At 67.9% G+C, this 13,213-nt stretch carries 9 protein-coding genes and 1 pseudogene; 4 read left to right on the plus strand and 6 right to left on the minus strand.

Annotated features, from left to right (window positions below):
* Nucleotides 1-117: 117 nt before the first annotated feature.
* Nucleotides 118-495 (minus strand): annotated as a pseudogene (locus AAYO93_RS10960) (alpha/beta fold hydrolase); the annotation flags it as partial.
* Nucleotides 496-1,045: 550 nt separating this feature from the next.
* Here AAYO93_RS10960 and AAYO93_RS10965 point away from each other — a divergent pair.
* Complete coding sequence (locus AAYO93_RS10965) at nt 1,046-2,917, plus strand: alkyl/aryl-sulfatase (RefSeq protein WP_345761220.1); 1,872 nt, start codon at nt 1,046-1,048, stop codon at nt 2,915-2,917.
* A gap of 84 nt (nt 2,918-3,001) precedes the next feature.
* Here the strand turns inward: AAYO93_RS10965 and AAYO93_RS10970 are convergent, their stop codons facing one another.
* Together AAYO93_RS10970 and AAYO93_RS10975 are read right to left on the minus strand one after the other, a co-directional pair.
* Nucleotides 3,002-5,023 (minus strand): vWA domain-containing protein, encoded by a 2,022-nt coding sequence (locus AAYO93_RS10970; RefSeq protein WP_345761221.1) that lies wholly within the window; start codon nt 5,021-5,023, stop codon nt 3,002-3,004.
* Nucleotides 5,016-6,404: an ATP-binding protein gene (locus AAYO93_RS10975; protein ID WP_345764867.1), complete on the minus strand. Its 1,389-nt coding sequence runs from the start codon at nt 6,402-6,404 to the stop codon at nt 5,016-5,018. Before AAYO93_RS10975 ends, AAYO93_RS10970 begins: the two co-directional genes overlap by 8 nt.
* A gap of 127 nt (nt 6,405-6,531) precedes the next feature.
* On the opposite strand from AAYO93_RS10975, the gene AAYO93_RS10980 reads away from it, so the two are divergent.
* Together AAYO93_RS10980 and AAYO93_RS10985 are read left to right on the plus strand one after the other, a co-directional pair.
* Nucleotides 6,532-7,317, plus strand: a complete 786-nt coding sequence (locus AAYO93_RS10980; protein WP_345761222.1) for an SDR family oxidoreductase — start codon at nt 6,532-6,534, stop codon at nt 7,315-7,317.
* Between the two features lie 68 nt (nt 7,318-7,385).
* Nucleotides 7,386-7,844 carry a GNAT family N-acetyltransferase gene (locus tag AAYO93_RS10985; RefSeq protein ID WP_345764868.1) on the plus strand — a complete coding sequence of 153 codons (459 nt, stop codon included), beginning with the start codon at nt 7,386-7,388 and terminating at the stop codon, nt 7,842-7,844.
* Nucleotides 7,845-7,967: 123 nt separating this feature from the next.
* On the opposite strand, the gene AAYO93_RS10990 is transcribed toward AAYO93_RS10985, so the two are convergent.
* The 3 genes from AAYO93_RS10990 to AAYO93_RS11000 are packed head-to-tail and all read right to left on the minus strand — an operon-like array spanning nt 7,968 to nt 11,062.
* Nucleotides 7,968-9,554, minus strand: coding sequence for an MFS transporter (locus AAYO93_RS10990; RefSeq protein WP_345761223.1), 1,587 nt, complete (start codon nt 9,552-9,554; stop codon nt 7,968-7,970).
* A gap of 57 nt (nt 9,555-9,611) precedes the next feature.
* On the minus strand, nt 9,612-9,785 hold the full coding sequence (locus AAYO93_RS10995) for a hypothetical protein (RefSeq protein WP_345761224.1): 174 nt from the start codon (nt 9,783-9,785) through the stop codon (nt 9,612-9,614).
* Nucleotides 9,782-11,062 (minus strand): MFS transporter, encoded by a 1,281-nt coding sequence (locus AAYO93_RS11000; protein ID WP_345761225.1) that lies wholly within the window; start codon nt 11,060-11,062, stop codon nt 9,782-9,784. Before AAYO93_RS11000 ends, AAYO93_RS10995 begins: the two co-directional genes overlap by 4 nt.
* Before the next feature lie 95 nt (nt 11,063-11,157).
* Between AAYO93_RS11000 and AAYO93_RS11005 the strand changes: the two genes are divergently transcribed.
* Nucleotides 11,158-12,927, plus strand: a complete 1,770-nt coding sequence (locus AAYO93_RS11005; protein WP_345761226.1) for a DEAD/DEAH box helicase — start codon at nt 11,158-11,160, stop codon at nt 12,925-12,927.
* The last annotated feature ends 286 nt before the right edge of the window (nt 12,928-13,213 follow it).

A 13,213-nucleotide genomic window follows, 5' to 3' on the forward strand; every position in this document is an offset into this window, starting at 1 on the left:
GGCGCCCAGGCCGAGGGAGCGCCGCACCTCGCGGGCGAGCGCGTCGACGTCCCCGACATAGGGCAGGTGTGCGCGGCCGGGAAGCGGGACGAGGCGTGCGCCGGGAATCAGCTCGGCCGCGGCCCGCCCCTGCGCGAACGGGACCGCGCGATCGTGCTCGCGATGGAGGACCGTCGTCGGCACCCGGACCGAGCGGAGCGCCTCGGACACGTCCACCTCATAGGAGAGGGCGAGGAGGTCGCGGGCCGTCGAAGCGGATGCGGATGCACGCTGGTAGCGAGCGAACATGGCGCGCGTCCGCGCGTCCACGCCGGGCGCGAAGATGTCGGCGAGCACATCCGACCCGAGACCCCAGTTCGCTGCGACCAGACCCAGCACGTGCTCCTGGATGTCAGGGGTCGCGAGAGCGGCTCCATCCGCCCACGCGCCGTACAGAGTGAGGTGGGACACGGCATCCGGATGCTCTGCTGCCCAGAGCACCGCGATGGCGGCCCCGAGGGAGGCGCCGAAGAGATCGAAGCGTTCGGCTCCGACCGCGTCGACGACGGCGTCGAGCCGCGAGGGCCAACGTGGTCGAGTAGGCGCCGTGAAGGGGGCCGGACAGGCCGCATCCCGGAAGGTCGTACCGCACGACGGTGCGGTCGTGCGCGAGGGCTTCGTAGAATCCCCGCTCCGTCGGCGTCGACCAGCCCAGGTCGAGGTGGCTGACCCAGCCGGGCACGCAGACGAGAAGGGGGCCGGCCCCGCTTGCGGCGTAGGCGACCCTGGTGCCGTCGCGAAGAGTGGTCTCGGCGATCCGCTGTTCCACGGGCCACACTCTACTCAGGGCGGGTGCGGACGGTGCAATGAGTTCTGCGGTGTTCATGCGTCAAGCGTGCGCGCCGGGGTGCGCGGACACAGCGTGGAAACCACGGCACTCTCGTTCGCTCGGGGGTCTCAGCCGCGAGTGCGGCACCGGAGTCGACCGGGCACACGCACCGTTGTCCCGGACTTCGCGATACGGAATAGTCGGAAATGCAAGTGAACCGGACGAAGGGGTACGTCAATGGAACAGAAGCCGCCGACCGAATCGATCGCGAACGCGAACAGGGAGCTCCTCGAAACGCTCCCATTCGAAGACACCCAGGACTTCGAGGATACGGAGCGCGGCTTCATCGCAGCTCTCGAACCGGGCGTCGTCAAGGCCGCCGACAGCACGGTCGTGTGGGACAACGACAGCTACGCGTTCCTCACCGGCGACGCTCCGAGTTCTGTGAACCCGAGCCTCTGGCGCCAGTCGATCCTGGTGTCCAGGCAAGGGCTCTTCGAGGTCGTCGACGGCATCTACCAGGTGCGCGGACTGGATCTGTCGAACATCAGTTTCATCGAGACCGACACCGGCGTGATCGTGATCGACCCGCTGATCTCGACGGAGACCGCGGCTGCAGCACTCGGCCTGTACCGCGCGCATCGCGGAGACAGGCCTGTCGTCGCCGTCATCTTCTCGCACAGCCACGTGGACCATTTCGGTGGCGTCTTCGGCGTCGCATCGGTGGCGGATGTCGAAGCGGGGAAGATCGCGATCATCGCGCCGGAAGGCTTCGTCGAGCATGCGATCGCCGAGAACGTGTACGCCGGCACAGCGATGTCACGCCGGGCCGGGTACATGTACGGCGCGGTTCTCGCCCGGGGGCCGCAGGGCCAGGTCGGTGCCGGCCTCGGCCAGACGACCTCCTCCGGGGAGGTCGGGCTGATCGTCCCGACCGACTTCATCATCACGACCGGTGAGACGCGCACGATCGACGGTGTCGAGATCGAGTTCCAGATGGCTCCCGGAACCGAGGCGCCGTCGGAGATGCACTTCTACTTCCCGAAGCATCGCGCACTGTGCATGGCCGAGAACGCGACGCACAACCTTCACAACCTGCTCACGCTCCGCGGTGCTCTCGTGCGCGATCCACACGTGTGGGCCAACTACCTCAGCGAAGCGATCGAACGGTTCGGTTCCCGCACCGACGTGGCCTTCTCCTCCCACCATTGGCCGACCTGGGACACCGAGCGCGTCGTCGAGTATCTGTCGACGCAGCGCGACCTGTACGCCTACCTGCACGACCAGACCCTCCGACTGCTCAACCAGGGTTACAACGGCGCCGAGATCGCCGAGATGTTCGAAATGCCGCCCGCGCTGCGGAACGCGTGGCACACGCACGGCTACTACGGTTCGGTGAGCCACAACGTGAAGGCGATCTACCAGCGTTACATGGGCTGGTTCGATGGCAACCCGGCGCGGCTCTGGCCGCACCCGCCCGCGGCTCTCGCGGCCCGCTACGTGGATGCGATGGGCGGCGTCGACCGCGTCGTCGAACTCGCGCAGGCTGCATTCGACTCGGGCGACTTCCGCTGGGCGGCGACGCTGCTCGACCACGCAGTGTTCGTCGACGAGAACCACGCCTCCGCGCGCGCCCTCTACGCGGACACGCTGGAGCAGCTGGCGTACGGCGCCGAGAACGGCACCTGGCGCAACTTCTTCCTCTCGGGGGCGACCGAACTCCGAGACGGCAACTTCGGAACACCGACGGAGACCTCCGCTCCGGCGATCATCGCCCAGCTCTCGCCTGAGCAGCTCTTCGATTCGCTCTCGCTGTCGGTCAACGGCCCGAAGGCCTGGGACCTGCACCTCGCCCTCGATGTGACACTCACCGACCTCGACGCGAACTACCGGCTCACTCTCCGCAATGGCGCCCTCACGACCGTGAAACGTGCAGCCCAGGACGACGCCGACGCCGCGATCACCACGACGAAGCCACGGCTGATCGCGATGGCAGGAGGGGACCTCTCCTCCCCCGGCATCGACATCACCGGAGACGCGAGCGCGCTTCAGACCCTGCTGGGCGTGCTCGAGCAGGGCGACCCGTCGTTCGACATCGTGACGCCGTAGGCCAGCGGTCGAGTCGTCGGAAACCGACCGACCCCGCCGAGCGTTTTCGGGGAGTAGTCGACGACTCGAAGTCGAGGTCTGGGATCAGCCGCCGACCCAGAAGCCGCGGCCACCGAACCATTCGCCGTACTCGCTGCCGAAATCCGCATCCGGGGCGGATGCACGCGATCCCAGGTAGGAGCTGACGACGGCGGCACCCAGATCGTCGAGCTCCGGGGCGACGACGCGGCCGGACACCCGCTTGGCCATCGACGCCACGAACCGGGCGAGCCCCGGGTCGTCGCCCAGACGGAAGAACGTGGTCTGGGCACCCAGCCGGCCTGAGTTGTCGAGCTCCTCGAACGTGCGCATGATCGTGCGCGGATGAGGCGGGTAGGAGAAGCTCACGGAACCGTCCGGTTCCAGATGCGAGGTTGGTTCGCCGTCGGTGACGATCAGCAGCACAGGCTGGGCGTTCGGATGCTTGCGGAAGTGCCGGTTGGCCAGCAGCAGCGCGTGGTGCAGGTTGGTGCCTTTGTCCCACATGGCGTCGAGTGCTGTCAGCTGCTCGATGTCCATCACTTCCGCGTGGCGGCCGAAGCCGATCAGCTGCAGGTGGTCGCCGCGAAAACGCGATCGGATGAGCGTGTGCAGCGCGAGCGCGGTCCGCTTCATCGGAACCCAGCGGTTGTCGAGGGCCATCGAGAACGACGTGTCCACCAGGAGCGCGACCGCCGCCTGGGTCCGGTCCTCGGTCTCCTGGATCTCGATGTCGTCGACCGCGACCAGTCGGCCACCGCCCTCGCCGACGCGGCGCCGGACCCCGTTCAGGATGGTGCGCGGGATGTCCCACGGCTCGGTCGCGCCGAACTCCCAGGGCCGCGTCGCCCCGGAACTCTCCCCCGCCGCGCCCGCCTGGTGCAGCTCGCGCTGTCCCTGCCGGCCCGCGGTGCGCGTCGCGATGTCCTTCAGGAGCGACTTGCCGAGTTGGCGCATCGCCTTCGGAGTGAGCTTGAGCGCTCCCGCCGAATCCCGGCGCAGCGTGCCGCTCTCCCGCAACGTCTTCTCCAGTTCGCGGAGGGTGCGAGCCGAAACGGCCGCCTCGTCACCGAGCTGCCGCGAGAGCGTATCGAGGTCGATGTCGTCCATCCGCGCGCCCCGGTACGACTGCGACAGCTGCTCGGAGAGCTCGTCGAGATCGGCCAGATCCTGCAGCACGCCGGTGCCGTCGCCCAGCCCGAGCGGCTGCTCGCCGTCGAAGCGCTGGGAGCCGCGCCAGTCCTCGCCTGGGCGGAGCGCCTGCAGGTTCGAGTCCAGTTGCGAGAGCGACTGCATCAGTTCGGGCGTGCCGAACGCCTGGGCGGACAGCTGCATCAGTTCGTCGCGCTGCTCCTGCGTCATCGAGTTGAGCATCCGTTGCGCCGCCGCGGACCGTTTGGCCAGCGAATCGATCAGCTCGTCCACGTTCTGCGGGTTGTCGGGGAAGAACTGCCCGTGCTTCGCCATGAAGTCGTCGAAGTCCTGCTGCGTGTCCTCGCCGAGCCGGTGCTTCTCCAGCAGGGAATTCAGGTCGGTGAGCATCTCGTTGATCGCGGCGCGGTCCTCGTCGGTGGCGCTCTCCATCGCCTGTTTCATGCCCTCGAAACGCTGGTCCAGCAGCTCGCGGCCCATGAGGTCCTTGATCTTCTCGTAGTCCGCGCGCGCCTGCGGCGACTGCCACGCGTAGTCGCTCAGTTCGGTGACGGCCGCTGCCGTTGAGGCCGGCAGGTTGTCGAGCCGCATCTCGGCGAAGGCGCGGTCATCGTCGTCCATGAGCGCGTCCCTGGCGAGCTGTTTGCGCTCTTCCAGCACGGCGTGGTCGAGCAGCTGCTTCACCTCGTTGAGGGTGCCGTCGAGGTTGTGCCGGCGTAGCAGATCGCGACGACGCTCCGCCACCCGCCGGGCCAGGTCGTCGAGACCGGTCTGGTGCCGGCCTCCACGGCGCAGGAACTCGTTCATCGCCCGTTCGGGCGACGTTCCGCCCATGACCGACTCGCCGATCGCATCCAGCGCCTCGGCGATGTCGACCGGCGGCGCGAGCGGATCCCCGCCGTCGTACCGCCGGAAGTGGGTCCGCCCCTCAGCCATACACGGTCTCGATCCCGTCCGTGTCCTTCCCGACCTTACGGGCCAGGTACAGGCCTTCGAGCGCGAGTTCGATGGCGGCGGCCAGCTCCCCGTCGCTCTGCACGTCCAGTCGGTCGCCGATGTCGTCGTACAGCTCCGATTCGCCCAGCACGGGCAGGTCGTCGAGGAACTGCCTGGCCGTCACCTGCTCGCCCGTCGTCACCATGGCGCCGTCCTCGATCGCTGCGACGAGCGGGCCGAAGTCGAGTCCGGCGAAGTGCTGGCGCACCGCATCCGCCGTCGCCGTCCGCAGAAGGTGGGTGAGCACATCCGATTCGCGTCCTTCTTCGCCGCTCTCGAATTCGATCTTGCCAGCGAGAACGTCGACGGCCGCCTGGAGGTCGACCACCCGCGCGACGGCCTCGTCCTCGCCCTGCATCGTCGCCCGGTGGAGGGCAGCTGCCGCGATCGTCTCGGCGCCGGCGATCGCGAACCGCGCGCTCACGCCGCTCCGCTGGTCGACCGATGTCGACTCGCGCAGGTTGCGGGTGAAGCGCGCCAGGATCTCGACGAGGTGGTCCGGAACGTCGGCGACCAGTTCGGCCTCCTGACGGATCACCGCCACTTCGGCTTCGAGCCTGGTCGGATAGTGGGTGCGGATCTCTGCGCCGAAGCGGTCCTTGAGGGGTGTGATGATGCGGCCGCGGTTCGTGTAGTCCTCGGGGTTGGCGCTGGCGACGACCAGCACATCCAGCGGGAGCCGGAGCACGTAGCCGCGCACCTGGATGTCGCGCTCCTCCATGACGTTCAGCATCGCCACCTGGATGCGCTCGGCGAGGTCGGGCAGCTCGTTGATCGCGACGATCCCCCGGTGGCTTCGCGGGATCAGGCCGAAGTGGATGGTCTCCGGGTCTCCCAGCGAGCGCCCCTCGGCCACCTTCATCGGGTCGACGTCGCCGATGAGGTCCGCGACTGAGGTGTCGGGCGTCGCCAGCTTCTCGACGTACCGCTCGTCGCGATGCCGCCAGGCCACCGGGAGCCGCTCGCCGAGCTCCAGCGCGCGCCGCTGCGACTCGTGGGTGATCGGATCGTACGGATGCTCACCCAGCTCCGCACCGTCGATCACGGGCGTCCACTCGTCGAGCAGGCCGCCGAGCGTGCGCAGGATGCGCGTCTTGCCCTGGCCGCGCTCGCCCAGGAGCACGACGTCGTGGCCGGCGATGAGTGCGCGTTCGAGCTGCGGGATGACCGTGGACTCGAAGCCGTGGAGGCCCGGCCAGGGATCATCGCCCGCCCGAAGCTTCGCCAGGAGGTTGTCACGAATTTCGACCCGCAGCGGCTTCTGGACATGACCGGAGGCACGCAGCTCTCCGAGTGTCGTGATGGTTGGAGCCTGGGTCACCGAGTTGGTCACCTTTTCAGGCTAGACCCGCGTCGAGGCGATTGGTCCGGACTCAGCGAAATGAGAGCATCCGGAAACGCGCACGACGCATCCGCCCGGATGCGCGGTGCGGCGTAGCGTCGGAGGCATGAGTTCACGACCAACGACAGTCCTGGTGTTCGGCGCGACCGGGAGCATCGGCACGCTCGCCGTCGCCGAGGCCATACGGCAGGGGTACGCCACCCGTGCTCTCGTGCGCGATCCGGGCACAGCACAGCTGCCTGACGGCGCCGAGGCCGTCGTCGGCGAGCTCACCGACGCGTCGACCCTCGGCGCGGCCCTCGACGGCGTCGACGCTCTGGTCTTCACCCATGGCTCGCACGGAACCGAGCCTGCCGTGTACGAGGCCGTCGACTACGGTGCCGTGCTGAACGCCCTCGAGGTGCTGGCCGGGCGCCGGGTGCGCATCGCGCAGATGACAGCGCTCGGTGTCACCGATCACACGGGCCCATACGACTGGCCCACCGAGGTGCACGACTGGAAGCGACGGGCCGAACGACTCGTCCGCGCGAGCGGCAACGGCTACACGATCGTGCGGCCCGGCTGGTTCGACTACAACGAAGCAGACGAGCACCGGCTCGTCTTCCGCCAGGGCGACACACACCACGCGGGCGACTCGAGCGACGGCGTCATCGCGCGCGCACAGATCGCCCGGGTGCTCATCGACAGCCTCAGCGCGGACGCCGCCGAGCGCAAGACGTTCGAACTGGTCGCCGAACGCGGTGAGGCGCAGACCGACCTGACACCGCTGTTCGCCGCCCTGGACGCGGACGCGCCGGGCTCGCTCGACGGGGCTCACGACCCCGCGAACTTCCCGGAGGATGCGCAACCCGAGCGCGTGCGCGCCGCCCTGCATTCCCTCGGTGCGTTCTGAGCGGCCTCACGCGCTAGGCTCCCGTGGTGGCTCCTCCTGACGACACCCCGCGCCTCCGGTTCCGTGAGATGACGGATGACGACCTCGACAGCATGTCGGCCCTGCTCGGCGACCCGGATGTCATGACCTACTACACCGCGCCGAAATCGCGGGCCGAAGCTCAGAAGTGGATCGACTGGAACCAGTCCAACTACGCAACCTACGGCTATGGGCTCTGGATCATCGAGACCCACGACGGGGAGTTCGTCGGCGACTGCGGCCTGACCTGGCAGCGCGTCGATGAGCGCCGTGAGCTCGAGGTCGGCTACCACGTCCGTCACGATCTGCAGGGGCGCGGATATGCGACCGAGGCCGCCCAGGCGTGTCGCGCGTTCGCGGCCGTGCTGGGTGAGCCGCACCTCGTCGCGATCATCCACCCGGAGAATGTCGCCTCCCAGCGCGTCGCCGAGAAGATCGGCCTGACGCTCGAATCGTCGTCAGCGGACAGCCTCGGCCAGCAGCGCGCGGTCTTCGGCGCGCGCCTCTGACGCGCATCCGAGCCTCCTCCCGCTCACCTCGAGCCCGCGACTGGGCAGTAGATGTCGCCTCGCGCATCCGGGGCGACGACGACAAGTGTCAACTCGTCACACCCGGACGCTGCCCGGGGCCGGTTAGAGGGCGGGGATCTCCTTGACCACGATGTCGGGGAGCCGGATCATCCGGAACGAGAGGAAGAGTCCGATCAGTCCGGCCAGGAGCGGCACGAGCAGCGCGATCTGGAGCGCGAGCGGCCGCGCCTCCGTGTTGATGCGGATCACTTCTGCCTTGACGTCCGCCGGCTGACCCTCCAGCTGCTTCTCGAGCTGGGTGTTGCTCATCACCTCGGCGTCGTGTTCGAGGGTCTGGACGATCTGCTGCTGCTCAGCCTCCGGCAGCACCGTGCTCGACGTCGTCAGGTCTGTGAAGATCGGCACGAGCGCTGCAAGCAGGATCGCACCGGCGAACGCCAGGCCGAACGACAGCCCGAACGACCCCGCCGCCGAGTTCACGCCGGCCGCCTCGCTGACCCGCTCATCCGAGATCGGCGACAGCGTGTAGTTGTTGAGCTGCGACACCATGAAGCCGAGCCCCGCCCCCGCGATCACGAGCGGTCCGAGCAGCCACCAGCCCGAGTCTGCGCGCGGCACGATCGGGATGAGGATGACCAGCCCCAGGCACAGCAGCGCGAAGCCCCAGCGGATGAGCACCACCGGTCTCCGGCGCCCGGCACGTCGACCCGCGAGTGCGGCGATCGCGAACATGGTCAGCGACAGCGGCGCGATCGACAGCCCGGCCTGCAGTGCGTTGTACTCGAACACCATCTGCAGGTAGATCGGCAACACGATCATCGTGCCGCCGAGCGCGATCTGCTGCAGCATCTGCTGCGAGATGCCGAAGCGGAAGTGCTTGGATCTGAACAACTCCGGGTCTAGCAGAGTCGCCTTGCTGAGCCGCTTGCGCCGCCTCAGCCAGAAGACGAGTCCGACCAGCCCGAGCACTCCGACGCCGAGCAGCACACCGACCGACCCGATGCCCTCCTGCCAGGCGAGGATGCTGAGGACGATCCCGCCCATCCCGACGACCGACAGCAGCGATCCGATCCAGTCGACCGCTCTCGACCCGGTGTACGGCACGTCGTGCACGAGTTTGATGCCGAAGAGCACGACGGCGATGATGACGGCTTCGAGGGCGAACGCGACCCGCCACGACAGGAACGTCGTGATGAACCCGCCGAGGAGCGGTCCGACAGCGGCGGCGATCGCAGCGGAGGCGCCCACGAGTGCGTAGGCCCTGGTCTGGCCCGCGCCGTGGAAGTTCCCGTGGATGAGCGACTGCATCGCCGGGAGGAGCAGGGATGCGCCCAGCCCGCCGATGATCGCCCAGAACACGATGATGGCGAGGATCGTCTGCGCGAAGGTCATCGCGATCGCGCCGGCCGCGTAGGCGAGGAGTCCGATGACGTACGCGCGTTTGCGGCCGATCAGGTCGCCGACCTTGCTCCCGATCAGGATGAACGCGGCCGACACCAGCGCTTCGAGCGCGATCGCCGACTGGACGCTGCTCACCGTGGAGTGGAGGTCGTGCACCACCGCCGAGATGGAGACGTTCATGATCGAGGTGTCGACGACGAGCACGAACATCGCCATCGCGAGGAGCAGCGCGAGCCGTCCGTTGAAGGCCGCGGTCTTGTCCGCGGCGTCGGTCTGCTCCCCGGTCATTCCCACACGATAGGGGCCGCGCGGGGTACCCGGCGTCATCCGTTCCGGGTGATCGCGTTAGTCGAACTTCGGAAGCACGTGAACCGGGATCGCGATGGACAGCGCGATGCACACGATGCCACCGAAGAACGCCAGCCCCTGCCAGGCGGGCAGCGTCGTCGCGTACCCGAGAACGACGATGCCGCCCACAAAGAGTACGAACGAAATGATGACTGCTATTCCTGTTCTCATGGTTCTGCCACCTCCGGTGCGGCCGGTGCCGCTTCGTCTCGTGTCCTGGTCGTATCCGATGGATCATGCTGCCGCCGGCTGGCGAAGAGGAACGGGATGCCGATCAGTTCGACCACACCGCCGATCACCAGCGAGGTTCCGTAGCCCCAGAGGTCGGCGGCACGGCCGAGGGCCGGCTGGATGAAAACCCCGCCGAGGCTTCCGAAGAGCGAGTCGAACGAGAGGACGGTCGCCCTCTGCTTCGAGGGGATCATGTCGTTGAGGTACGACTGCCGGATGGGACCGGCGACCGCGAACACGAATCCCCAGATCACGAGGAAGACGACGGCCAGCCAGAACAGGCTCGTCAGCCCGAGGACGATGAGGCAGACGACACTGGCCAGCGAGGCCCCGATGATCGTGCTGGTGCGCCGGGCGAACAGACCGCGGATGCGCGAGGCGAGCACGCCGCCTGCCACTTGCGACAGGGACAGGATGGCCGCTGCGAGGCCCGCGATGGAGTAGGCCGTCTTGTCGCCGTACAGCTGGAGCAGGTAGGGCTGCAGCGCGTAGAAGGCGTAGATGCCGACCCCGGAGGCGAACGGCGCTGACACGATCACGTACCGCACGGACCGCTTGCGGAGCCCGTGCTGGATGGACATGTCGAGAACGTTCTTGGTCGCCTTCAGCGGTCCCATCGACTTGTCGGGTTTGAACCCCAGGTCTTTCATGACGAACGCAGCGAAGACCAGCATCACGAGCAGGATGCCCGCGCGTATCAGGAAAGGGACCCCGAGGTTGGTCGCCTGGGCGATGATCCCGCCGAGGACGGAGCCTGCGAACATGGAGATCCCGGTGACGACGAGCCCCCTGCCGAAGACGGTCTCCAGGCTGCCCGTGTATTTGGTGAAGGTGAGGGCGTCGACGAGCCACGCATCCACGGCTCCCGAGAAGAACGTGAAGCCCAGGCCCAGCAGGATCGAGACGATCGCCCACCAGACGAACGGCGCGTGCCAGACCCAGAGCAACCAGTACAGCGCGGTCGTGACGGAGAGCGTGACCGTTCCGAGCACGTACGAGACCTTGCGGCCGACCGTGTCGGCGACGACACCGGTCGGGATCTCGAAGATCACCATGCCCGCAGTGAAGAAGGCGTTCGCAGCGAACGCCTCGAAGTTCGACAGCCCGGCATCGAGCAGGAAGAGCGTGTTGATGCCCCAGATGAAGGATGCGGCGAGTGTGTTGCCGAGGAGCAGCGTCAGGTAGATGCGCTGCACACGCCGCGCTGCCGGGTTCATGACCCGGCACCGTATGCAGCGGCGACTTCGCTCACAGACCCATCATCGACCTGTTGGGGTGCTGATGGCTAGGGTGCGGGGACTACCGTTGGAGGATGACGCCTCCCGAAACAGCGCCGAGCGAGGCAGACACTGCCAGCGAAGCGATCACCTTCTCTGACCTCGGGCTGAGCGATGCGACGCTCAGAGCCCTGAAGGATGTGGGCTACGAGACTCCGTCGGCGATTCAGGCCGCGACGATCCCGCTCCTGCTGGCCGGGCGCGACGTCGTCGGCCTCGCCCAGACCGGTACCGGCAAGACTGCTGCCTTCGCGCTGCCGATCATCTCGCGCCTGGACACCTCGCAGAAGACCCCTCAGGCCCTCGTGCTCGCCCCGACGCGTGAACTCGCACTGCAGGTCTGCGAGGCGTTCGAGAAGTACGCCGCCCACGTCCGCGGCGTCCACGTGCTCCCGGTCTACGGCGGGCAAGGCTACGGCGTGCAGCTCTCCGCCCTCCGCCGCGGTGTCCACGTCGTGGTCGGCACTCCTGGCCGCATCATGGACCACCTCGAGAAGGGCACGCTCGACCTTTCGGAGCTCAAGTACCTCGTGCTCGACGAGGCCGACGAGATGCTGAAGATGGGCTTCGCCGAGGACGTGGAGACCATCCTCGCCGACACCCCCGACGACAAACAGGTCGCGCTCTTCTCGGCGACCATGCCCGCCCAGATCCGCCGGATCTCGAAGAAATACCTGCACGACCCGGAAGAGATCACGGTCAAGAGCAAGACCACGACCTCGGCGAACACGACGCAGCGGTACCTGATGGTGTCGTATCCGCAGAAGGTCGACGCGCTTACGCGCATCCTCGAGGTCGAGAACTTCGAGGGGATGATCATCTTCGTCCGCACCAAGAACGAGACGGAGACGCTCGCCGAGAAGCTGCGCGCCCGCGGCTATTCCGCGGCGGCGATCAACGGCGATGTGGTCCAGGCACAGCGCGAGCGTACGGTCGAACAGCTGCGGGCCGGCAAGCTCGACATCCTGGTGGCGACGGATGTGGCGGCGCGCGGCCTCGACGTCGAGCGCATCAGCCATGTCGTCAACTACGACATCCCCATCGACACGGAGTCGTACGTCCACCGCATCGGCCGCACAGGACGCGCGGGCCGCAGCGGCGCGGCGATCAGTTTCGTGACCCCGCGCGAGCGTCGTCTGCTGTCCGCCATCGAGAAGGCGACTCGCCAGCCGCTCACCCAGATGCAGCTGCCCACCGTCGAGGACGTGAACGTCACCCGTCTCGCGCGGTTCGACGACGCCATCACCGAGGCGCTCGCGCAGGCCGATCGGATCGATCATTTCCGTGACATCATCGGCCACTATGTCGAACACCACGACGTTCCCGAAGCCGACGTGGCCGCGGCGCTCGCGGTGGTCGCGCAGGGAGACGAGCCGCTGTTGCTCTCGGCCGACGACGCCCTGTCCCGTCGCGTCGAGCGGGATGATCGCACGCGTGACGACCGCGGCGACCGCTACGACCGCGGGACCCGTGACGATCGCGGCGGCCGTGGGGATCGCGGCGGCCGGCCCGAGCGCCCGGAGCGGCGCGCACGTCCGAGCAGCGGCCCGATGGCCGCCTACCGCATCGAAGTGGGCCGGCGGCAGAAGGTCGAGCCGCGACAGATCGTCGGTGCACTCGCCAACGAGGGCGGTCTGAGCCGGGAGGACTTCGGTGCGATCAAGATCCTCCCCGACTTCTCGCTCGTGGAGCTGCCGGCCGATCTCCCCGGCGACGTGCTGGCGAGGCTGCAGGACACGCGGATCAGCGGAAAGCTCATCGAGATCCGGCCCGACCGCGGGCGCAAGCCGCGCCATGGCAATTAGGGTGCAAGCATTGACAGGCGCCCGCGTCGAGAATTGAATACGGGGCGTCGGCTTGGACTCCATCGGGGTCCGGCCCTGTCGGTAACCGCCTGAAGCGCAACCCGAGGCACGGGGGCAGTTGCGGGGCTTCCTCCGACCTGCCAGAAATCAGGTAATGATGCCACGATTCGGTTCATCGCGCTCCCGTGCCAGGCTGCTCGCGCTCGGGTCGCTCTCACCGTCGCCGGGCTCGGAACGGCTGAGGCTGCGACGGCCGCACCCCCGCCCCCGGTTCCTGCCTCTCCGG

Source organism: Diaminobutyricibacter sp. McL0608 (genome assembly GCF_039613825.1).
Lineage (GTDB): Bacteria > Actinomycetota > Actinomycetes > Actinomycetales > Microbacteriaceae > Diaminobutyricibacter.